A 21,196-nucleotide genomic window follows, 5' to 3' on the forward strand; every position below is an offset into this window, starting at 1 on the left:
ATCGGGTCACGCGGCGGCGCCGAACGCCAGCTGCATCCCGATGAACGCGACCAGCAACAGCACCATGATCGACAGGTCGAAGCGGACCGCCCCGATGGTGAGTTGGGGGATCAACCGGCGAAGCAGTTTCACGGGCGGATCGGTGATCGACATGATGATCTCGAGCACCACCACGGTGATCCCGGTGGGATGCCAGTCCCGGCTGAACGAGCGGATGAACTCAACGACGACCCGAGCGATGAGCAGCAGCCAGAAGATGAACAGCGCAAACCCAAGGATCTGAAAGAACAACACCAACTGAAGTGCCCCGACCTTATCGATGAGATGCCAAGCGCCGCGGGCGTGCGCGGCGCCTGTCAGCCTACCGACTCGGGGTTACGGGCCCCATCTGACGTGGCCCCGGGAGTCGCTCAACCGTTCGCGGCTGCAGTCGGCTCTTCGAGACGAGCCGACGCCGATCGTCTATTGGTATGCGTAGAAACCGGTTTCGGCGATCCGGCGACGCTCCTCCGGGGAGACGTCGACGTCGGCGGGCGACAGCAGGAACACCTTGGTCGCCACCTTGTCGAAGGAGCCGCGCAGCGCGAAGGCCAGCCCGGCGGCGAAGTCGACCAGCCGCTTGGCGTCGGCGTTGTCCATCGACACCAGGTCCATGATGACCGGGGTGCCGTCGCGGAAACGCTCGCCGATCGTGCGGGCCTCGCTGTAGTCCTTGGGCCGCAACGTCGTGATCTTCGACAGCGGGTGGCCCTCTTCGAACATCATCGCCATCCGACGGGGGTCCATCGCGAGCGCACCGCGGGTGGAGTTGCGCAACCACGACCCGAAGCGCGGGCCGCCGGCCCTCTCGCCCCGGTCGAACTCGCGGGGGTGGACGGCGCCGTAGCGGGGCTCGTCCGCGTAGCCGCCGCGATAGCCGGCGGGCGGCGGGTAGTCGGCGGGTTCGCGGCGCGGGTCGTCGTAGTCGTCTTGGTCGTAGCGGCCGTAGCCCTGGAAGGACTCGTCAAATCGGGGGCGCGGGAAACCGCGGGACGGCGCGCGGTCGTCGTAATACTCGTCCTCGTAGTCGTCCATTGGGGCCATACCGAAATAGGCCTTGACTTTGTGCAGTGTGCTCATTGCGTTGACCCTTCTAGCCCCTGGGATTCCTGGTGTTAGTGATAAAACTGTTACTGCAGTGACTACTTACGGTGACGGTAACCTCCGGCGGCCCAATAGAGCGGTACCGACACGCACACATGTGGATCCGTGTTTGACGGCGATTTCGAAGTCGTTGGACATGCCGGCGGACAGCCCGACCGCGTTCCGGTGCGACTCGAGCACCCGCCGATGTTCGGATTGCAGCCGGTCAAAGGCCTCGTCGGGATCGGAGTCGAGCGGCGGGATGGCCATCAATCCGGCCAGATCCAGGTTGGTCGACTCCTCGACCTGCGCACACATCTGGTCGACGGCCCCCGGCCGGGAGATGTCCACGCCGCCGCGGGACTCGTCGCCGTCGAGGCTGACCTGTACATAGATCCGCATCGGACCGGTGCGGCGGCCCTCGGCCAGCGCCGCCCCCACCCCCTGGTCGAGCGCGGACACCAGGTGGGCGCTGTCGACCGAGTGGGCGGTGTGGGCCCAGCCGGCCACCGACCGGGCCTTGTTCCGCTGGATGTGACCCACCATGTGCCAGCGCGGATTTCCCACGTGGGCCCGTTCGGGAGCCGCCAGGAGCCGGGTGACTTCGGCCACTTTTGCCGTCGCTTCCTGGTCCCGCGATTCGCCGACGGCCCGGCAACCCAATCGGGACAAAGTCACGACGTCCGTTGCTGGAAAGAATTTGGTAACCGGTAAAACTTCGATTTCCGCGACATTGCGGCCCGCCGCTTCTGCCGCCGCGGCAAGGCGGGAGCGCACCGCCGCCAATGCGTGGGTCAATTCCGATTCGCGGTCTCCCCCATTGGATATGTCCACCGCCATCGCGGTCACTCCATCCAGACCAGCGAGGCCAGCCGGCCGGTGGGCGCGCCCCGCCGATGGCTGAACAACGTCGGGTCGGCCACCGTGCACCGCGGATCGATGTCGATCGCCGTGACGCCCAAACCCTTGAGCTGGCAAGCGATTCCGGCCCGCAGGTCGAGCCCGGGGGTTCCAGCGCCGGTGGTGGTACGGCTGCCCGGCAGCGCGGCTTCGACCTCGTCGGCCATCGCCGCCGGCACCTCGTAGTTGTGGCCGCTGACCGCCGGACCCAGCAGGGCCGAGATGTCCTCGGGCTGCGCACCCAGTTCGACCATCGCCTCCACCGTGCGCGCCACCACCCCGCGCTGGGCCCCGACCCGGCCGGCGTGCACCGCCGCGGCCACACCGGCGCGCGCATCGGCCATCAACACCGGAACGCAGTCGGCGGTCACCACCGCCAGCGCCAGTCGCGCCGTGCGGGTCACCAGCGCATCCGTGTCGTCGACGGCGGCCTCGCGCGGGGCGTCGACCACCTCGACCCGATCGCCGTGGACCTGGTTCATCCACACCACCCGGCCGGCCCGCAGGCCGACGGCGGTCGCCAGCCGGCCGCGATTCTCGGCGACCGCGGCCGGGTCATCGCCGACGTGGTCACCGAGATTGAAGGTGTCGAAGGGTGGCTTCGAGACACCACCGGCGCGGGTGGTGGTCACCCTCCGGATGCGCACACTCACGTGACCAGTATCCGTAAGCTGTTGCCCGCCAGGCTGCATCGACGTCGGGCCCACTAAGTTTCGAGGCCGGTTTGTCGCGCACTGGCAAGCAAATTGAGACCTCAGCGGCGCATGAACGGCGGCACATCGACGTCATCGTCGTCGCCGCCGATATTCAAGGTCGATCCGTTCGTGTGCACCGGCACGCTGACCGCGTCGACCGGTTCGAACAACGTCGAGGTGAGCTTGCCGGCCTTCGCCGACTCGATGCGGTGCGCGCCGACCTTTTCTTCCTTGTCGGCAGAGCCGCCGATGACCGGTTTGCGGCCGGGGCCGGTGGCGTCGAAGCCCGCCGCGATGACGGTGACGCGCACCTCGTCGCCCAGCGAGTCGTCGATAACGGTACCGAAGATGATGTTGGCGTCCTGGTGCGCGGCGTCCTGCACCAGCGAGGCCGCCTCGTTGATCTCGAACAACCCCAGGTCGCTGCCACCGGCGATCGACATCAGCACGCCCTGCGCGCCCTCCATCGACGCCTCCAGCAGCGGCGAGTTGATGGCGATCTCGGCGGCTTTGAGCGAGCGGCCCTCGCCGCGCGCCGAGCCGATGCCCATCAGGGCGGTGCCGGCGCCGGACATGATGCCCTTGACGTCGGCGAAGTCGACATTAATCAGACCCGGTGTGGTGATCAGGTCGGTGATGCCCTGGACACCGTTGAGCAGCACCTCGTCGGCGCTGCGGAAGGCGTCCATGAGCGACACCGCGGCGTCACCCATCTGCAGCAGCCGGTCGTTGGGGATCACGATCAGGGTGTCGCAGCTCTCCCGCAGCGCCGCGATCCCGCTTTCGGCCTGGTTGCCGCGTCGCTTGCCCTCGAACGAGAACGGCCGGGTGACCACACCGACGGTCAGCGCACCCAGCTTGCGGGCGATGCTGGCGACGACGGGAGCCCCACCGGTGCCGGTCCCGCCGCCCTCACCGGCGGTGACGAACACCATGTCCGCCCCGCGCAGCAGCTCTTCGATCTCGTCCTTGGCGTCCTCGGCGGCCCTGCGCCCGACCTCCGGGTCCGCCCCGGCGCCGAGGCCGCGGGTGGAGTCGCGGCCCACGTCGAGTTTGACGTCGGCATCGCTCATCAACAGCGCCTGCGCGTCGGTGTTGATCGCGATGAACTCGACGCCTTTGAGGCCCTGTTCGATCATTCGGTTGACGGCGTTGACGCCGCCGCCACCGATACCCACGACCTTGATCACGGCCAGGTAGTTGTGCGGGGGGGTCATCATTCGTCTTCCTCCCTGATGGGCTTGGCTCTCCCGGTGGTGGGCTCCTCCGGACGGTGGCGGTCCTCCCTGGCAAACCCTCAACCTCAACCATAGAGTTAGAGTTATGTCAAGTAGTTCCGCGCAACCAGAACGGTATGGGCACGGCGCGCGCTAACCCCGCAGGCGCGCCGACGCGCGTCCCGCAAATTTTGGTCATTTTTCCGCGGCTAGCGGGCGTGCGTGCTGTTCGGCGGTGCCGCGGCACGTGTGACGTGACGAAGATCGCTACTTGACCGTCGGCAGGTCCGGGCTGGACACGTCGTAGGTCTTGCCGGGCTGGGTCAACAGCGCGGACAGCTTCTCGGCCTTCTCGTCGGTGCGATCGGTGGTCCCCCAGATCACCACCCGGCCGTCGCCGAGCGTCAACGTGATCGAAGCCACCGAGGGCGCCGCGATCCGGCCGACCTGGTCGGAGACCTCGGGACGCAGCGCGGTGAGCACCTGCAGGGCGGCCTTGGTGGCCGGGTCGTTCGGACCCGGATCGGCGACGTCGAGGTAGGGCAGCGCGGGCGGTGGCGGCCCGGTCGCGAAGTCGACGCCGTCCCGGTCGAACAGGTGTGGCCCATCGGGAAAGTCCTTGACCGCCACCGGGACTCGCTCGACGATGGTGATCCGCAGCGCGGACGGATACTGGCGCTGCACGCGCGCGCTGGCCACTCGGCGGATCGCCGCCACCCGGTCGGCCACCTGGCTGGTGTTGATCTGCAGCAGCGGGGTTCCGAGCCGCACCTGCGCCGCGTCCAGGACCTCTTCGCGGGTCACCACGCCGGTGCCGACGACGACGATGTTGCGGGCCGACATCGCCGGCGTGAAATAGAGGAGCAGCGCCAGCCCGATGCCGACGATCACCAGCAATATGGTGACCAACAGCATCTTGAGCCCTCGGACAACGCCGCGCGCAGCGGGTTTGGGCTCGTGCACCGGCCGTCCGGTGGCCCTGCGCTTGGCCTCGCGGCGTGCCTCTTCGATGGCGGTGGCGCGGGCCTGGGCGGCGCGGCGTTCGGCGCGTTCCCGGCGGGCGCGCCGCCGCGGTCCCTCGACCTCCGCCGGACCGGGATCTGCATCGGGTTCTGTCTGGTCGGTGTCCGTGCCGGTGAAAAGCGGTTGGGTGGCGGAGTCGTCCGGGGCCGGGTTGTCGGCCGGGTCTCCGACGACACCCGGGGTGGCCCCGGTCGGGTCGGGGGTCGGCTGGGTCATCGCAGCGCTCCGGGCGCGCCGCGGTTGGCTCGCATCCGCAGCGCCATGACGATCTCGGGCCCCAGCAGGGTCACGTCGCCGGCCCCCATGGTGACGATGACATCGCCGGGCCCGGCGACCGCGGCCACCTGCTCGGCGGCGGCGGAGAAGTTCGGAAGGTAGCGCACCGGAACGCTGACGTGCTCGGCGACGCTGGCGCCGCTGACCCCGGCCAGCGGTTGTTCGCGCGCGCCGTAGACATCGAGAACGAAGACCTCGTCCGCGCCGTCCAGCGCGTGACCGAACTCCTCGGCGAAAGCCTTTGTCCGCGAATATAAATGGGGCTGGAACACCGCGATGCTGCGGCCGTCACCGCTGTGCTCGAGCAGGGTTCGGACCGCCGCGAGCGTGGCGACGATCTCGGTGGGGTGGTGGGCATAGTCGTCGAACACGCGCACCGCCTGGCCATTGCCCGCGGTACCGACCAGCTCGAATCGGCGGCGCACCCCCTCGAAGCCGGCCAGCCCGTCGAGCACCGCGTCGACCGGGGCACCGATCTCGACGGCCGCCAACAGCGCTCCCATCGCGTTGAGCGCCATGTGGCGTCCGGGTACCGACAGCCGCATCACCCGCGGGTGTTGCTCGGGGTCCAGGTCGGGAGCCAGCTGGATCTGGGCGACCGCTTCGGTGCCCTGCTGCTGCCACGACAACAAGGTGGCGGCCATGGGTTCACCGGACGGCGGGCTCGCCGAGCCGTAGCGCAGGACCCGAATTCCCAGTTCGGCCGTGCGCCGGGCCAGCGCCGCCGCCCCGGGGTCATCGACGCAGACCACCAGCGCGCCGCCGGGCGCGAGCCGGTCGACGAACGCGTCGAACACGTCGACGTAGGCGTCGGCGCTGCCGTAGAAGTCCAGGTGATCGGTCTCGATGTTGGTGACCACCGCGACGTTGGGCGTGTACTCGAGCAACGACCCGTCGCTTTCGTCGGCCTCGGCGACGAAGCAGTCGCCGCTGCCGTGGTGGGCATTCGTCCCGGCCTCGCCCATCTCGCCACCGACCGCGAACGATGGGTCGCGCCCACAGTGCTGCAGCGCCACGATCAGCATCGACGTGGTGGTCGTCTTGCCGTGCGTGCCGGTGACCATCAGCGTGGTGCGACCGTCCATCAGCTTGGCCAGCACGGCCGGCCGCAGGATGACCGGGATGCCGCGCCGTCGGGCCTCGACGAGCTCGGGGTTGGTTTTCGGGATGGCGGCATGCGTGGTGATGACCGCGGTCGCACCGCCGGGCAGCAGATCCAGCGAGGACGCGTCGTGCCCGATTTTGATCTGCGCGCCGCGGGCCCGCAGCGCGTGGATGCCGCGCGACTCCTTGGCATCCGAGCCGGAGACCAGCCCACCGCGGTCGAGCAGGATGCGGGCGATGCCCGACATCCCGGCTCCCCCGATGCCGACCATGTGCACCCGCTGCAGCTCCGGGGGCAACTGCTCGGTGGTCATGGGTTTCCTCCGGCCGGCGACCGGCCTCGCTGCGCCTTCCTGGCGATGTCCAGCGCCGCCTGGGCGACCTGGCGCGCCGCATCCGGATGTCCCACGCGAGCCGCGGCCGTCGTCATCGCCGCCAGCCGCGGCGGGTCGCCCATCAGCTCCGCCACTTCGCGGGCGACCAGCTGGGGCGTCAGGTCGGGGTCGGCGACGATCATGCCGCCGCCGGCGTTGACCACCGGCAGGGCGTTGAGCCGCTGCTCGCCGTTGCCGATCGGGAGGGGCACGTACATGGCCGGCAGGCCCACCGCAGAGACCTCGGCGACGGTCATCGCACCGGACCGGCAGATCACCAGGTCGGCGGCCGAATAGGCGAGGTCCATCCGGTCGAGGTACGGAACCGCCACGTACGGCGGGTCGCCCGGCTGGGGTTCGCGCAGGTCGAGCGTGTTCTTGGGGCCGTGCGCATGCAAGACGGCCACGCCCGCGGCGGCCAGCTCGGCGGCCGCCGCGGAGACCGCCCGGTTCAGCGAGGCCGCCCCCTGCGAGCCGCCGAACACCAGCAACACCCGCGCGTCGGCCGCGAATCCGAAGTGGCGGCGCGCTTCGGCGCGCAGCGCCGCGCGGTCCAGCGAGGTGATGGCCTCGCGCACGGGCACCCCGACGACCTCGGCGCGCGGCAACCCGCAATCGGCCACCGCGGAGAGCACCCGCACGGCGCTGCGGGCGCCGACCCGGTTGGCCAGCCCGGCGCTGGCATTGGCTTCGTGGATCACTACCGGGACCCGCGGCTTGCGCGACGACACTCCGCGCGCGGCCAGATACGCCGGGAGGGCCACGTACCCACCGAAACCGATCACCACGTCGGCATCGACCGCCCTCAGCACGGCGCGGGTTTCCCGGACGGCCCGCCACACCCGCGAGGGCAGCCGGGCCAGGTCACCGCTGGGTTTGCGTGGCAGCGGCACCGGCGTGATCAGTTCGAGGTCATAGCCGCGCTCGGGCACCAGCCGGGTCTCCAGACCCCGGGCGGTGCCCAACGCGGTGATTCTGACCTGCGGATCGAGGGCGCTCAGCGCGTCGGCGACGGCCATCGCCGGCTCGACGTGGCCGGCGGTTCCGCCGCCGGCCAGCACGACCGAGAGGGGCCGAAAAGCCGACAACGCGGCACCGGCGGGCAGAGGGTCTGCCCCCCGCCCGCCGGTCGGCTCGTTGACCGTGTCGTTCACCCGTAACGCTGACCTTCCAATGCGCGTGTGCGCCGTTGCTGGCGCCGGCCGGCGGCCTGATTGGCTCCCAGGGTCGCATAGCGCTGGCCAGATCCATGATGCCTCGCCCGGGAGCGGGCGCTACCCGCAGACTGACGCACCGGTCGGCCGGTCGCTCGTGGGGGCGCCGGGCGCAGCGGCGCCTCGCCGCTGCGGGGCGCTTTGCGCCCGGGCGACCCGGCGCCCTTGCGCGGCGCCCCGGCCGGTTGCGGGCGGGTCCGCTTGCGGTCGCGGAACGCCTCCAGGCGCGTCGGCGAATAGGGCTCGGGCAGCGGCAGCCGCAGGAGCCGGTTCACCTTGTCGTCGCGGCCGGCCCGCAGCGCGGCCACCGCCTCGGGCTCGTGACGTGCCGCGTTGGCCATGATCCCGATCATGAAAAGCGTTGCCGCGGTAGATGTTCCACCGGCCGAGATGAGGGGAAGCTGAATGCCCGTCACCGGCAGGATCCCGATCACGTAGCCGATGTTGATGAACGCCTGACCCAACACCCACATCGTCGTGGTGGCGGTCAGCAGCCGCAGGAACGGGTCGGCCGACCGGCGGGCGATCCGCATCCCGGTGTAGGCGAACAGCCCGAACAGGACCAGCAGCCCGAACGCGCCGATGAATCCGAGCTCCTCGCCGATGATCGCGAAGATGAAGTCGTTGTGGGCGTTGGGCAGGTAGTTCCATTTGGCGGTGCCCTGGCCCAGGCCGTCGCCGAAGATGCCGCCGTGGGCCAGCGCGAACTTCGCCTGCCGGGCCTGGTAGCCGGTGTCCTGCGGGTCGTTCTCGGGGTTGATCCAAGACCGCACCCGGTCGGACCGGTAGCCGGCCGACATCGCCAGGATCGCGCCGGCCATGAAGACCGCCATCAGCGAGGTGGCGAAGACCCGCAGCGGCAGGCCGGCGTACCACAGCAGGGCCAGCAGGATGATGCCCAGCGACACGGTCTGCCCGAGGTCGGGCTGCGCGACGATCAGCGCCAGCGCGATCACCGCCGCCGGCACCAGCGGGATCAGCAGTTCGCGCAGGCTGGCACGCTCGAGGCGGCGGGCGGCCAGCATGTGCGCGCCCCAGATGGCGAAGGCGATTTTGGCCAGCTCGGAGGGCTGCATGGAAAAGCCCGCGACCACGAACCACTTGCGGGACCCGTTGGCCAGGTTGCCGATGCCGGGAACGAGCACCAAGACCAGCAGGATCACCGTGACGACGTAGCCGGTGAAGGCGACGCGACGCAGGAAGCGCACCGACATCCGCAACGAGATGTAGCAGGCGACGAGCCCGATCACCGTCCACAGGACCTGCTTGGCGAAGATGATCCAGGCCGACCCGTCGGCGTCGTAGGACCGCACGCCCGATGCCGAGAGCACCATGATCAGGCCGAGCGTCGTCAGCAGGCCGGCGATCGCGATGATCAGGTGAAACGAGGTCATGGGACGGCTAAGCCAGGCGCCGAACCGGTTGGGCGAGCCGCCGTCGGCCTTGTCCTTTTTCGGCTTGGGGGCCTTCGGGGCCTTGGCGGGCTTGTCCGCTGCGACGGCGTCGTCCGGGGCCGTGTCGGTGACCTCCGCCGAGGGGTCGGCGTCCCCCGCCGGTTCCGGCTCGCTCGCGGTCCCGCTGGTCGCTTTACCCCGGCCCAGCAGCCGGGTCAGTGCGTTACCCACGCCCGCCCTACCGGATCGCCGCGCGCACGGCGGCCGCGAACGCGTCGCCGCGGTCGGCGTAACCGGCGAACTGGTCGAACGATGCGCCCGCCGGTGCCAGCAGGACCGTGTCGCCGGGCGCGGCCAGGCCACGGGCCGCGGCCACCGCCGCGCTCATGACCGCAGTGCCGAGATCCCCGCCCAAATGTTTCACTTCTGTCACATCTGCACCAAAAACCACAGCAGTCGCATCCATACCAGCATCCTCGCCTGTCACAACGTGCAGGACGGGGACATCCGGCGCGTGTCGCGATAACGCCTCTGCAACCTCTTGCCGATCTCGGCCGATGAGCACGGCGCCGACCAGCCGCGACGCGATCCTGGCGACCTCGGCGTCGACCGAGGCGCCCTTCAGCAGGCCGCCGGCGATCCAGACGACCCGGGGGTAGGCCAGCACGGACGCCTCGGCGGCGTGGGGGTTGGTGGCCTTGGAGTCGTCGACGTAGGTGATGCCGTCGGCGACGGCCACGACCTCGGCGCGGTGCCGACCCACCCGGAAGGTCGCGAGCGCGGACGCGATCGCCTCGGCCGGCACCCCGACGCTGCGCGCCAGCGCGGCGGCGGCGAGCGCGTCGAGCACGCCGACGGGACCGGGCACCGGTATCGAGTCGACGGGCGCCAGCGCCAGGTCGTCGGCGAAGGCCCGGTCGATCAGGTGCCCGTCGCGCACGCCGAGCTCCCCCGGGCCCGGCTCGCCCAACCGAAACCCGGTGCGCACGGGGGCCTGCGCAGTGGCCAGCAGGGCCGCGGCCCGGGCGTCGTCCAGCCCGACGACCGCCACCCGGCCATCGAGCACCCGCGCCTTGGCCGCGGCGTAGTCGGCCAGGGTGCCGTGCCAGTCCAGGTGGTCCTCGGCGATGTTGAGCACCGCGCCGCCCTCGGGCCGCAGCGAGGGCGCCCAGTGCAGCTGGAAGCTGGACAACTCGACGGCCAGCAGCTCGGCGGGCTGGTCCAGCACGTCGAGCACCGGGCTGCCGATGTTGCCGCACAACAGGTTTGCGCGTCCCGCGGCGGTCAGCATGGCGTGCAGCATCGACGTCGTCGTCGTCTTGCCGTTCGTCCCGGTCACCACCAGCCAGCGGCGCGGCGTGCCATAGTGGCCCGCGGCGTCCAGCCGCCAGGCCAGTTCCACATCACCCCAGACGGGCACGCCCGCAGCGGCCGCGGCGCGCATCAGCGGCGTGGCCGGCGAGAACCCGGGGCTCGTCACGACCAGGGCGTAGCGGGACATCTGCTCGGCGGCCGTCGCCGTCGGCGCGGTCGCCACCCCCGCGTCGGCGTAGCCCCGCAGGGTGGCCGGGTCGTCGTCGCACAGGGTCGGCACCGCGCCGAAACGGGTCAGCGCCGCCAGCACCGCCTTGCCCGTCACCCCGCCGCCGGCCACCAGCACCGAGCCGCCCGGCACCAAGGGGTCAAGACCGCTCATCAGGCACCGATCGCGGCCAGCCACTCACCGTAGAAAAGGGCCACGCCCAGGCCGCAGGCGATCGCGGTGAGCAACCAGAAACGGATGATGACCGTGGTTTCGGCCCAGCCGGCCAGCTCGAAGTGGTGGTGGAAGGGCGCCATCCGGAACACCCGGCGCCCGGTGGTGCGAAACGTCAGGATCTGCAGCACCACCGAGCCGGCCTCGGCGACGAACAGCGAACCCAGCACCACCGCAAGGATTTCGGTGCGGCTGGTGACCGAGATGCCCGCGATGATGCCGCCCAACGCCAGCGAGCCGGTGTCGCCCATGAAGATCTTGGCGGGCGCGGCGTTCCACCACAAAAAGCCGATGCAGGCGCCGGCGGTGGCGGCGGCGACGATCGCCAGGTCCAGCGGGTCGCGCACGTTGTAGCAGCCCAGCCCGGGCGCGGTGACACACGCGTTGCGGTACTGCCAGAAGGTGATCAGCACGTAGGCGGCGGTGACCATCGCCATGGTGCCCGCGGCGAGCCCGTCGAGGCCGTCGGTGAAGTTGACCGCGTTGGACCACGAACTGACGATGATCACGCAGAACAGCACGAACAACGCCGGAGTCAGTGTGACGGTGGCAATTTCACGCACGTAGGACAGATTGGGGCTGCCCGGTGTCAGGCCATTGGCGTTGTGGAATCCCAGCACCAACACCCCGAAGATGACCGCGGCGGTGATCTGGCCGACCGTCTTGGCGGTCTTGTTCAGCCCGAGGTTGCGCGACCGGCGGATCTTGATCAGGTCGTCGAGGAAGCCGACGCCGCCAAGGACGGTGGCCAGGCCGAGGACCAGCAGTCCCGACGCGGAGACGCCCTCGCCGTTGAACGCCAGCCCGGCCAGGTGCGTTCCCAGGTAGCCGGCCCAGATGCCGGCCACGATGGCGACGCCGCCCATCGACGGCGTGCCGCGCTTGGCGTGGTGGGTCGGCGGACCGTCCTCGCGGGTGTGGTGGCCGAACCCCTGGCGGGTGAACAGCCGGATCAGCGCCGGGGTCAACAGGATCGACACGGTCAGCGCGACGGCGACGGCGACGAGGATCTGCCTCATGGACGGGCCCCGCCGCCGCTCGATGGTGACGATCCGCTTCGTCCGGCTTCGCCGCCCTCTGATGCGAGGGCGTCGGCCAGCGCGCCCAGGCCGGCCGCGTTCGAGGCCTTGACCAGCACGACGTCGCCGGGTTGCAACTCGGCCCGCAGCAACGCCAGCGCGGCGTCGCTGTCGGCCACGTTGACGGCACCCTTATCGGCCGAGCCCCACGAACCCTCCATGACCGCTCCGTGGTGCATGGCGCTCATCGACCTCCCAGTTCCCACGACAACGAGTCGAGACACATCTAAGCGCACGGCCAGCCGGCCGATGCGATCGTGCTCGGCGATCGCGTCCTCGCCGAGTTCGGCCATCTCCCCCAACACCGCCCAGCTCCTGCGCTTTTCCGTCGGGCGGTCCCCGCCACCGTGGGCGATCCAGGCCAGCGCCTGCAGCCCGGCGCGCATCGAATCGGGGTTGGCGTTGTAGGCGTCGTCGATCACGGTGACGCCGTCGGCGCGGGTGGCGACGTGCATCCGGTGCCGCGACACCGGACCGGCCCCGGCGAGCGCGGCCGCCACCTGCTCGACGCCGGCGCCGCATTCCAGCGCGACCGCGGCGGCGCACAACGCGTTGGTGACCTGGTGGTCGCCGTAGACGCCGAGCCGCACCTGCGCCTGCCTGGTCCCGGCGGCGTCGCGGTGGTGCAGCGTGAAGCATGGCCTGGCCAACTCGTCGAGCGACACCGGCCCGGCCCACAGGTCGCTGGGGCCGGCGCTGGTGTTCTCGGCGCGGCTGACCCGCACCACCCGGGCCGCGGTCACGCCGGCCATGGCCGCCACGACCGGATCGTCGGCGTTGAGGATCACCACTCCGGAGGCCGGAACAGATTGTGGCAGTTCGGATTTCGTTTGCGCGATGGCCTCGCGCGAGCCGAATTCACCCAGGTGCGCGGTGCCGACGTTGAGGACCACCCCGATCGCCGGCGAGGCGATGTCGGCCAGCGCGGCGATGTTGCCGGGGTGGCGTGCCGACATCTCGAGCACCAAGTAGTCGGTGTCGCGCGTCGCGCGCAGCACCGTCCACGGGTGGCCGAGCTCGTTGTTGAACGACCCGGGCGGGGCGATCACGTCGCCCAGCGGTTCCAGCACGGCGGCCACCAGGTCCTTGGTCGAGGTCTTCCCCGAGGATCCGGTGATCCCGATGATCCGCAGCCCGCCCGCCACCAGCTCTTCGGCCACCGCGGTGGCCAGCTTGGCCAACGCCGCCAGGACCGCCGCGCCGGACCCGTCGGGGTCGTGCTCGAGCACCCCGGCCCGCGATCCCGACGCGCCCTGAGGGACGACGACGACGGCGGGAACCCCCACCGGCCGGGCGGCCAGCACCGCCACCGCGCCCGCGGCGAACGCCGAGGCCGCGTGGTCGTGGCCGTCGGAGCGCGCGCCCGGCAGTGCCAGGAACAGCCCGCCGGGTCCGACTGCGCGCGAGTCGAATTCCACCGTCCCGGTGACGCGGCGGTCCGCGGCGTCCTTCGGGGAGATGTCGGCCAGCGTGCCGCCGACGATCTCGGCGATCTGGGCGACGGTGAGTTCGATCATCGCTTCACCTTTCGAGGCCCCATGGCCTCGCGCAGCGCCTGCGCCAACTCGACCCGGTCATCGAAGGGGCGGGTGTGCCCGCCGGCGCGCTGACCGGTCTCGTGGCCCTTGCCCGCGATCAGCACCACGTCGTTCGGGCCCGCCCAGGCCACCGCGTGCCTGATCGCGTCCCGCCGATCGGCGATCTCGACAATGTCTGCCGCACAACCGCTTTCGACGGCCCCGGCCAGGATTTCCCGACGAATCGACGCCGGGTCCTCGCCGCGCGGGTTGTCGTCGGTGACCACGACCAGGTCGGCCAGCTCGGCTGCCGTCGCGCCCATCGGCGCGCGTTTGCCCGGGTCGCGCTCGCCGCCGGCACCGAACACCACCGCCACGCGACGGCCAGGACGCGCCAGGGTGGTCAGCACCGCGCGCAAGGCGCCCGGCTTGTGGGCGTAGTCGACCAGCGCGAGGAAATCCTGCCCGGCGTCGATCTTCTCCATGCGCCCCGGCACGCGGGTCTGCCGCAGCCCCGCCGCCGCCTGCTCCGGCGACACCCCCACAACATCCAGAAGAGCCAGTGCCACAAGGCAATTGGCGACGTTGTAGTGGCCGGGCAGCGGGACGGTCACCTGATGCTCGGCGCCGGCCGGGTCGATGACGGTGAACTGTTGTCCGCCGGCACCCATCGGGGCCACGTCGACGGCACGCCAGTGCGCGGGCTGAGCCTCGGCGCTGACGGTGATCGCGTCGCCGGCCCGAGCCGCCATGGCCCGCCCGGCGTCGTCGTCGACACACACCACGACGCGGCGCGCCCGCAGCGTCGAATTCGGGTCGAACAGCAGGGCTTTGGTGTCGAAGTAGTCTTCCATCGTCGGGTGAAAGTCGAGGTGGTCGCGGGACAGGTTGGTGAAACCGCCCACCGCGAATTCGGTTCCGTCGACCCGCCCCAGCGCCAGGGCGTGGCTGGAGACCTCCATCACGACGGTGTCCACCCCCCGTTCGGCCATCGCCGCCAGCATGGCCTGCAGGGCGGGGGCCTCCGGGGTGGTCAGCGCGCTGGGGATGTCGGCGCCGTCGATGCGGATCCCGATGGTGCCGATCAGCCCGGCCGTGCGCCCGGCGGCGCGCAGCGCGGACTCGACCAAATAGGTCGTGGTGGTCTTGCCGGACGTGCCGGTGATGCCGACGACGGTCACCCGCTGCGACGGGTTCCCGTACACCGTGGCGGCCAGCGCGCCGAGCACGCCGCGGGGGTCGGGACGCACCAGCGTCGGCACGGCTTCGGCCAGGGCGGCCATCTCGGCCACCCCGGCCGCGTCGGTGAGCACGGCGACAGCGCCCGCTTCGATCGCCTGGGCGGCGTACCGGGCCCCATGGGTGGTCGATCCGGGCAGCGCCGCGAACAGATCACCGGGCAGCACGTCCTGGGCGCGCAGCGTCACACCGGTGATGGCCACGTCGGGCACGGCCGTCCTCCCGTCGGCCGGCACCGCGCCGGCCTGGGCGGCCAGCGCGGGCAGGCGCGCACCCGCGACGAGGCTGGGGCGTAACCCGGTGGGCACCGACACCACTTCCGTCACACCTCCCTCCGGCACCGCATGATCCTCATGATCGGCCATGACACCCTACCGAGGAGTCGTGGGCGCGCCGTCGTCCCGCGCCCATGCAGGCGTTACCGGCTTTTGCGCCAGTCGAGCAAGGGCAGAAAAATGGTGTCGACGATCTCTTCAATCGCTTCATCGGGCAGCGGTTGCAGCGTCGTGAGGATCTCGTAGCGGAACAGCTCCACGGGCAGGCGTGCGATCCGGTCGGTGACCTGTTCTGGCTGGATTTCGCCACGGTCGATCGCCCGCCGGATCACCTGCTCCAAAACGGCGTCGCGGTCGCCCTGAACGAACGCCCTGAGGTCATCCAGACTGCGGCCGGTCTGCTGGTAGAAGCCGCCGAGCCGGGTCATCAAGGCGGCCACCAGTCCCACCCTGAGCTTGTTGCCCTGCCTGAGCAGCTCGATGACGTCAGCCCTGCGCGACCACCCCGACGACATCACCCGCGCATGGGAGCAATACGACCGCGACCAGCGGCCCCACGCGACCAGAATCCAGGCGATGGCGGCACCGGGAGGCGACCTTTTGGCGCCGGCGACCCAAGAACAACTCGACGCCCGAAATCGCGCGCTTGGCGGATTCGCCTCGGCGCCAAGGGATTAGGTGGCCTGCAACGTCAGCGGCGGGCCCGGATCCGGCGACAGCGGCACGTTCTCGCGCTGCATGAGCCAGCCGGCGATGTTGTGGAACAGCGGGGCCGCCGAGTGGCCCGGCGTGCCGTCCGCGTTGCGCTCCGGGTTGTCCATCATGATGCCGATGACATACCGGGGGTTGTCGACGGTGGCCATCCCGGCGAACGTGATCCAGTAGACGTTGTCGAAGTAGCAGCCGCAGGCCGGGTTGATCTGCTGAGCGGTACCCGTCTTGCCGGCCATCTGGTAGCCCGTCACCGCGGCGGCGGGACCGGTGCCCTGCTGATAGCCCATCGGGTCGTGTTGCACGACGGCGCGCAGCATGTTGCGCACGGTCTGCGCCGTCTGCGCCGACACCACCCGCACGCCGTCCGGGCGCGGCTCCTCGGTGCGGGTGCCGTCGGGCGCGATGGTGGCCTTGATGATCCGCGGCGGGAGACGCACCCCGTCGTTGGCGATCGTCTGGTACATGCCGGTCATCTGCAGCAGCGTCATCGAAAGACCTTGCCCGATGGGCAGGTTGGAGAAGGTGCTGCCCGACCATTGGTCGATCGGCGGCACCAGCCCGGCGCTCTCACCGGGCAGGCCGACGTTGGTGCGCTGCCCGAGCCCGAACTTGCGGACCATGTCGTAGAAGCGCTCCGGCCCGACCCGCTGCGCGAGCATCAACGTGCCGACGTTGGAGGACTTTCCGAACACGCCGGTGGTGGTGTAGGGCATCACGCCGTGGTCCCACGCGTCGTGGATGGAGACCCCGCCCATCTGGATCGAACCCGGGACCTGAAGCACCTCATCGGGATTGGACAGGCCGTACTCGATCACCGACGACGCGGTGATCACCTTGTTCACCGAGCCGGGCTCGAACGGCGAGGACACCGCCAGGTTGCCCAGCTGTTTGTCGCCCTGCCGCCCGATGTCCTGGGAGGGGTCGAACGTGTTGTCGTTGGCCATGGCCAGCACTTCGCCGGTCTTCGCGTCGAGGACCACGGCCGAGACATTATGCGCGCCAGACACATTCTTGGCCTGCTGAACCTGCTGTTGCACATAGAACTGGATGTCGTCGTCGAGGGTCAGCTGCACCATCGAGCCGTTGACCGCCCGGTGCCGGTTGCGGTAACTGCCGGGGATCACCACACCGTCGGATCCGCGGTCATAGGTGACCGACCCGTCGGTCCCCGACAGCACGGAGTCCATGGCCTCTTCCAGCCCCAGCAGCCCGTGGCCGTCCCAGTCGATGCCGCCCACGATGTTGGCCGCCAGCGATCCTCCCGGGTACTGACGCAGATCCTGGCGTTCGGAACCGACCTCGGGGAATTTGTCCGAGATCGCGCTGGCGACAGCGGGATCGACGGCGCGCGCGAGATAGACGAAGTTCTCGTCGCTTTGCAGCTTTTTCAGCAGGGTCGCCGAGTCGGGCTTGTTGCCCAGCCGACCCGAGACGTCCTTGGCGATGTCGCGCAACCGCTGCTGCGGGTCGGGCGCCGCCGAATTCTTGGCCTTGGCCTCGTCCAACTGCTTGTGAATGCGTTTGGGCTGAAAGGTCAGCGCACGCGATTCGATGGTGAAGGCAAGTTGATCCTTGCGGCGGTCGATGATGCTGCCGCGCACCGCCTTTTCCACGTCGGTGACCTTGAGTTGTCCGGCCGCCTGGGCGCGCAGCGACGGGGCCTTGGTCACCTGCAGGACGAACAACTGGGCGGCCGCCACCAGCATCAACACCAGGATGACCACGTTGCCGGCGCGATGGCGGAAGACGAACGAGCCGCCGCGGCCGGCCATTTGCGCGATCTGACGGGTGCGCCGTTCTCGCGCCGAATGCCCGGTCCCAGCCGGCTCGGGACGCTGCGTGCCGCCGCCTGCCTTGGGCTGCTTGGCTTTCCGGAATCGTTTCGGTTCGCGAACGTCGCGCCCCTGGTCGGCTTGCTGCGGTTTCGCGCGGCGCTTGGGTTGCCGGACGCCGTTGCCCTCCAAATCCTTACGGGGACCGCGCGTCGGGCGTGCGGCCTGCGACCGGCGTGCCCGCGGGGAATCGCCGCGGCTCACCTGGGAGCACCTGGCGCCGCACCGGGGGGCCCAGGCAGGAAGCCGGTACCCGGTTGCGGCATCGGGGCGGGCGCCGGTGCGACGGGGGCGATCGGCTGAGGGCCGGCCGGGCGGCCCAGCTGAACCGGGACCGGAATCTCCGGCGACAGGGGTGCGGGCACCTGGCCGGGAACCGGAATGGGCAGGCCGCCCAACGGGATCGGGACCTCGGCGGGTACCGGAGGGGCCGCGGGCCTGGCCGGCATCGGCAGGCCCGGCGTCGGCAGGCCCGGCGTCGGCAGGCCCGGCGTCGGCAGGCCCGGCGTCGGCAGCGTACCGGTCAGCGGCCCACCGGGCATGCCGGGCAGCGCACCGGTAACGGGCCCGCCTGGCATGCCGGGCAGCGTACCGGCAGCGGGCGCCCCGGGGGCGCCAGGCGCGCCGGGCACCGGCGGAACTGCCGGCGGGAAGTGTTGACCGCCCACCGTCGAGGCGCCGTCGGGTGCGCGCAACAGCGCCTCGGGCCCCGACCTGGCCGGGGCGGGGCCACCGGGGACCGGATCGAGCCGCATCGGAACCTCCGCGGCGGGCGCGGCCGGCTTCGGGTGCTGGGGCGTTTCGTCGGGGATCTTGGTGTTCAGCGGCGGCGGCGGAACACCGTCGGCCGGCTTGGGGTCGCCCACCACCACCCAGTTCCCGGACGGGTCCTGGACCAGGTGCGCGGTGTCTCGGGTGGGGATCATGCCCTGCTTGCGGGCGGCCTCCGCCAACGCCGGCGCGGCTTCGGCCTCGCGCACGTCGCGCTCGAGCGCTTCCTTCTGCTGCTGCAGCAGCCGGGTCCGCTCGCGGGCGTGACTCAACTTGTAGGAGCGTTCGGCGGAGTCGGTGGACAGCCACAGCGTGAGCCCGAGCCCGACGCCGAGGGCACCGATGATCAACACGACGAACGGAACCTTGCTCGCGAGTGTGCGCGGGCGCAGGTCGATCGACGCCAGCCGGTCGGCCAGCCGCTCGGTGAGCTTCGGGCGAACAACTTTGGGCGCCTTGGCTTTCCGGGCCTTGGCCCGCGCCTTGGCCTGGCTGGTGTTCTTGGGCCGGGCCGACCGCTCGACCGGCCGGGCGACGGGGCCGTTCTGCGGTCCGGCCTTGGGCGCACGGGTTTCGCGCGCGGGCGCCGAGGTCCTGGCGCCGCGGGCGCGCCGCGTCGCGCCGGGTTCCGGCGCCGGACGCTTGCCCCGTCGGGCGGCACCGTCACGGGCGCCCCGGCGGTCGCTACCAGCGCGTCGTGTCGGCGTCTCGCGGTCCGCTTTCATCACTCGCCTTTCCCGGTTGCCTGCTGTGATTCCATTCGCTGCAGAGCCCGTAGCCGCACCGCGGCGCTGCGCGGGTTGCGTTCGATCTCGGTGGCGTCGGCGCGTCCGGCGCCCTGCGTCAGGGCCCGGAATCGCGGCTGGTGGCCGGGAAGTTCGACCGGCAGGTCCACCGGAGTGCGCGAGGCGACGGCCTGGGCGAACAACCGCTTGACGATCCGGTCTTCCAGCGACTGGTACGCCATCACCACGATGCGACCGCCGACGGCCAGCGCGTCCAGGGCGGCCGGCAGCGCGTCGCGCAGCGAATCCAGTTCGTCGTTGACCGCGACCCGCAGCGCCTGGAAGGTGCGCTTGGCCGGGTGCCCGCCGGTGCGCCGGGCCGCGGCCGGAATCGCTTCGTAGAGCAGGGCCACCAAGTCTGCGGTCGACGTGAACGGTTCGCGCGCGCGCCGGCGCACGACATGGGCGGCGATGCGCCGCGCAAACCGCTCCTCGCCGTAGCGGTGCAGGATGTTCGCCAGCTCCGCCTCGTCGTAGGTGTTGAGGATGTCGGCCGCGGTCAGCGGCGCGTCGGGGTCCATCCGCATGTCCAGCGGCGCGTCCTGGGCGTAGGCGAAACCGCGTTCGGCCCGGTCGAGCTGCATGGACGACACCCCGAGGTCGAACAGTATTCCATCGACCGATTCGGTTGCGGCATAACCGGATTCGGTCAGCGCCGCGGCGAGGCCGTCGTAGCGGGTGCGCACCAGCGTGACCCGGTCGGAGAATCGCGCCAACCGCGATCGGGTGATGTCCAACGCGCTGGGGTCGCGGTCGAGGCCGATCAGCCGCAGGCCCGGCAGTTCGTTCAAAAACCGCTCCGCGTGCCCGCCCGCGCCGAGGGTGGCGTCGACGAGGGTCGCCCCGGTCCCGTCCGAGTGGTGGCGGGTCAATGCGGGCGCGAGCAGCTCGACGCAGCGCTCCAGCAGGACGGGCACGTGCCCGCCCGATCCCGACGGCGGCGACCCGCTGCGCCCGGCTGCGCCGCGCTTGCGGTCACCACGGCCGCGCTTGCGCTCACCGCGCCCTGAATTGTCAGCCACCGCAACGCCTCCCCGGATCTGCCGCCACCCGTCGGCCGCCCGAGCGCGCCGGAAAAGGTGTGGCGCCCTTGCATCGAGGTCCCTGTCCGAAGGCACGAACCTGGCGTTGGGGAAGTACGCCAGGGTCGGTTCGGGCAGAGGCCACGTTGCACGGGCATGCGCCTCAGATGATGTCGCCGAGTGCTTCATCGCTGGCCGCGGAGAAGTTCTCTTCGTGGGTCTGTTGGTAGTCCTGCCAGGCCTGCGCATCCCAGATCTCGAGGTAGTCGACCGCGCCGATCACCACGCAGTCCTTGGACAGGCTCGCGTAACGACGGTGATCGGCCGACAACGTGATGCGCCCCTGGGCATCCGGGTGCTGCTCGTCGGTGCCGGCGGCGAGGTTGCGCAGGAAGGCCCTGGCGTCAGGGTTGCTCCGCGAAGCCTTGCTGGCCCGGCGGGCCAGTTGCTCGAATTCCGTCCGCGGGTAGACGGCGAGGCTGTGGTCCTGGCTCTTGGTGACCATCAACCCCCCTGCCAGCGCGTCGCGGAACTTGGCGGGCAACGTCAGCCGCCCCTTGTCGTCGAGTTTGGGCGTGTAGGTGCCAAGAAACACCAGCTCACCTCCCGTTCGAGGTCACCCAAACACTGCAGCCACCATACCCCACAATCCCCCACTTCGCCCCATTCATTGAGTGTCGCCGTGGCGTTTCCCGGGTTATCCGTCGTCACGAGGTCCTCAGTGCCACCCGAGAGGCGTGTCGGGAGCGTTTCGCGCCCGGAATCGGGCCTCCCGGAACAGCGCCATTATCAGGGAAAACGCCCAATGTGGGGCGTAGTGGGGAACGCGGGTGGGGCCCAGTGGGGCTCAGCCGCCGTCCCGCGCCTCGGTTAGGGCTCGGTTGGGC

General features: G+C 70.6%; 19 protein-coding genes. 1 reads left to right on the plus strand and 18 read right to left on the minus strand.

What is annotated here, in order from left to right:
• Window positions 1-6: 6 nt before the first annotated feature.
• The 14 genes from ACZ50Z_RS09760 to ACZ50Z_RS09825 form a co-directional block, all read right to left on the minus strand.
• Window positions 7-297, minus strand: coding sequence for a YggT family protein (locus ACZ50Z_RS09760; protein ID WP_003878110.1), 291 nt, complete (start codon window positions 295-297; stop codon window positions 7-9).
• Window positions 298-462: 165 nt separating this feature from the next.
• The gene (locus ACZ50Z_RS09765; protein WP_464483363.1) at window positions 463-1,119 is read right to left on the minus strand and encodes a cell division protein SepF; all 657 of its coding nucleotides are present in this window, start codon (window positions 1,117-1,119) and stop codon (window positions 463-465) included.
• Between the two features lie 66 nt (window positions 1,120-1,185).
• Complete coding sequence (locus tag ACZ50Z_RS09770; RefSeq protein WP_464483364.1) at window positions 1,186-1,962, minus strand: YggS family pyridoxal phosphate-dependent enzyme; 777 nt, start codon at window positions 1,960-1,962, stop codon at window positions 1,186-1,188.
• A gap of 5 nt (window positions 1,963-1,967) precedes the next feature.
• Window positions 1,968-2,675: a peptidoglycan editing factor PgeF gene (gene pgeF / locus ACZ50Z_RS09775; RefSeq protein WP_464483365.1), complete on the minus strand. Its 708-nt coding sequence runs from the start codon at window positions 2,673-2,675 to the stop codon at window positions 1,968-1,970.
• Window positions 2,676-2,776: 101 nt separating this feature from the next.
• A complete protein-coding gene (ftsZ, locus tag ACZ50Z_RS09780; RefSeq protein ID WP_464483366.1) occupies window positions 2,777-3,934 on the minus strand; it encodes a cell division protein FtsZ in 1,158 nt (385 codons plus the stop codon).
• A 267-nt stretch (window positions 3,935-4,201) separates the two neighbouring features.
• Window positions 4,202-5,173, minus strand: a complete 972-nt coding sequence (locus ACZ50Z_RS09785; protein ID WP_464483367.1) for a cell division protein FtsQ/DivIB — start codon at window positions 5,171-5,173, stop codon at window positions 4,202-4,204.
• On the minus strand, window positions 5,170-6,651 hold the full coding sequence (gene murC / locus ACZ50Z_RS09790; protein WP_464483368.1) for a UDP-N-acetylmuramate--L-alanine ligase: 1,482 nt from the start codon (window positions 6,649-6,651) through the stop codon (window positions 5,170-5,172). The genes ACZ50Z_RS09785 and murC overlap by 4 nt, the downstream gene beginning before the upstream one ends.
• A complete protein-coding gene (murG, locus tag ACZ50Z_RS09795; protein ID WP_464483369.1) occupies window positions 6,648-7,865 on the minus strand; it encodes an undecaprenyldiphospho-muramoylpentapeptide beta-N-acetylglucosaminyltransferase in 1,218 nt (405 codons plus the stop codon). Before murG ends, murC begins: the two co-directional genes overlap by 4 nt.
• Window positions 7,862-9,550 (minus strand): putative lipid II flippase FtsW, encoded by a 1,689-nt coding sequence (ftsW, locus tag ACZ50Z_RS09800; RefSeq protein ID WP_464483370.1) that lies wholly within the window; start codon window positions 9,548-9,550, stop codon window positions 7,862-7,864. Before ftsW ends, murG begins: the two co-directional genes overlap by 4 nt.
• Before the next feature lie 7 nt (window positions 9,551-9,557).
• Window positions 9,558-11,015: a UDP-N-acetylmuramoyl-L-alanine--D-glutamate ligase gene (gene murD / locus ACZ50Z_RS09805; protein WP_464483371.1), complete on the minus strand. Its 1,458-nt coding sequence runs from the start codon at window positions 11,013-11,015 to the stop codon at window positions 9,558-9,560.
• Window positions 11,015-12,094 (minus strand): phospho-N-acetylmuramoyl-pentapeptide-transferase, encoded by a 1,080-nt coding sequence (mraY, locus tag ACZ50Z_RS09810; protein ID WP_464483372.1) that lies wholly within the window; start codon window positions 12,092-12,094, stop codon window positions 11,015-11,017. The genes murD and mraY overlap by 1 nt, the downstream gene beginning before the upstream one ends.
• Entirely contained in the window at window positions 12,091-13,671 is a 1,581-nt protein-coding gene (locus ACZ50Z_RS09815) for a UDP-N-acetylmuramoyl-tripeptide--D-alanyl-D-alanine ligase (protein ID WP_464483373.1), read from the minus strand. Before ACZ50Z_RS09815 ends, mraY begins: the two co-directional genes overlap by 4 nt.
• The gene (locus ACZ50Z_RS09820) at window positions 13,668-15,275 is read right to left on the minus strand and encodes a UDP-N-acetylmuramoyl-L-alanyl-D-glutamate--2,6-diaminopimelate ligase (protein WP_464483374.1); all 1,608 of its coding nucleotides are present in this window, start codon (window positions 15,273-15,275) and stop codon (window positions 13,668-13,670) included. Before ACZ50Z_RS09820 ends, ACZ50Z_RS09815 begins: the two co-directional genes overlap by 4 nt.
• 53 nt (window positions 15,276-15,328) lie before the next feature.
• The gene (locus ACZ50Z_RS09825; protein WP_464483375.1) at window positions 15,329-15,625 is read right to left on the minus strand and encodes a TetR-like C-terminal domain-containing protein; all 297 of its coding nucleotides are present in this window, start codon (window positions 15,623-15,625) and stop codon (window positions 15,329-15,331) included.
• Between the two features lie 40 nt (window positions 15,626-15,665).
• Between ACZ50Z_RS09825 and ACZ50Z_RS09830 the strand changes: the two genes are divergently transcribed.
• Window positions 15,666-15,863, plus strand: coding sequence for a hypothetical protein (locus tag ACZ50Z_RS09830; protein WP_464483376.1), 198 nt, complete (start codon window positions 15,666-15,668; stop codon window positions 15,861-15,863).
• On the opposite strand, the gene ACZ50Z_RS09835 is transcribed toward ACZ50Z_RS09830, so the two are convergent.
• From ACZ50Z_RS09835 to mraZ, 4 genes are all read right to left on the minus strand, one after another.
• A complete protein-coding gene (locus ACZ50Z_RS09835) occupies window positions 15,860-17,863 on the minus strand; it encodes a peptidoglycan D,D-transpeptidase FtsI family protein (RefSeq protein WP_464486159.1) in 2,004 nt (667 codons plus the stop codon). The genes ACZ50Z_RS09830 and ACZ50Z_RS09835 overlap by 4 nt on opposite strands.
• 68 nt (window positions 17,864-17,931) lie before the next feature.
• Window positions 17,932-19,227, minus strand: a complete 1,296-nt coding sequence (ftsL, locus tag ACZ50Z_RS09840; protein ID WP_464483377.1) for a cell division protein FtsL — start codon at window positions 19,225-19,227, stop codon at window positions 17,932-17,934.
• A complete protein-coding gene (gene rsmH / locus ACZ50Z_RS09845) occupies window positions 19,227-20,498 on the minus strand; it encodes a 16S rRNA (cytosine(1402)-N(4))-methyltransferase RsmH (RefSeq protein WP_464483378.1) in 1,272 nt (423 codons plus the stop codon). The genes ftsL and rsmH overlap by 1 nt, the downstream gene beginning before the upstream one ends.
• Window positions 20,473-20,904, minus strand: coding sequence for a division/cell wall cluster transcriptional repressor MraZ (gene mraZ, locus ACZ50Z_RS09850; RefSeq protein ID WP_464483379.1), 432 nt, complete (start codon window positions 20,902-20,904; stop codon window positions 20,473-20,475). The genes rsmH and mraZ overlap by 26 nt, the downstream gene beginning before the upstream one ends.
• Window positions 20,905-21,196 lie beyond the last annotated feature (292 nt).

This window comes from Mycobacterium sp. NTMscope_MAC_269 (assembly GCF_976985695.1).

What these genes read in the sequence shown, in the direction of transcription:
- ACZ50Z_RS09765 (WP_464483363.1), bottom strand. Translation starts at nt 1,119, where the DNA reads ATGAGCACACTGCACAAAGTCAAGGCCTATTTCGGTATGGCCCCAATG.
- ACZ50Z_RS09770 (WP_464483364.1), bottom strand. Translation starts at nt 1,962, where the DNA reads ATGGCGGTGGACATATCCAATGGGGGAGACCGCGAATCGGAATTGACC.
- ftsZ (WP_464483366.1), bottom strand. Translation starts at nt 3,934, where the DNA reads ATGACCCCCCCGCACAACTACCTGGCCGTGATCAAGGTCGTGGGTATC.
- ACZ50Z_RS09785 (WP_464483367.1), bottom strand. Translation starts at nt 5,173, where the DNA reads ATGACCCAGCCGACCCCCGACCCGACCGGGGCCACCCCGGGTGTCGTC.
- murC (WP_464483368.1), bottom strand. Translation starts at nt 6,651, where the DNA reads ATGACCACCGAGCAGTTGCCCCCGGAGCTGCAGCGGGTGCACATGGTC.
- murD (WP_464483371.1), bottom strand. Translation starts at nt 11,015, where the DNA reads ATGAGCGGTCTTGACCCCTTGGTGCCGGGCGGCTCGGTGCTGGTGGCC.
- mraY (WP_464483372.1), bottom strand. Translation starts at nt 12,094, where the DNA reads ATGAGGCAGATCCTCGTCGCCGTCGCCGTCGCGCTGACCGTGTCGATC.
- ACZ50Z_RS09815 (WP_464483373.1), bottom strand. Translation starts at nt 13,671, where the DNA reads ATGATCGAACTCACCGTCGCCCAGATCGCCGAGATCGTCGGCGGCACG.
- ACZ50Z_RS09820 (WP_464483374.1), bottom strand. Translation starts at nt 15,275, where the DNA reads ATGGCCGATCATGAGGATCATGCGGTGCCGGAGGGAGGTGTGACGGAA.
- ACZ50Z_RS09830 (WP_464483376.1), top strand. Translation starts at nt 15,666, where the DNA reads ATGACGTCAGCCCTGCGCGACCACCCCGACGACATCACCCGCGCATGG.
- ftsL (WP_464483377.1), bottom strand. Translation starts at nt 19,227, where the DNA reads ATGAAAGCGGACCGCGAGACGCCGACACGACGCGCTGGTAGCGACCGC.
- rsmH (WP_464483378.1), bottom strand. Translation starts at nt 20,498, where the DNA reads ATGAAGCACTCGGCGACATCATCTGAGGCGCATGCCCGTGCAACGTGG.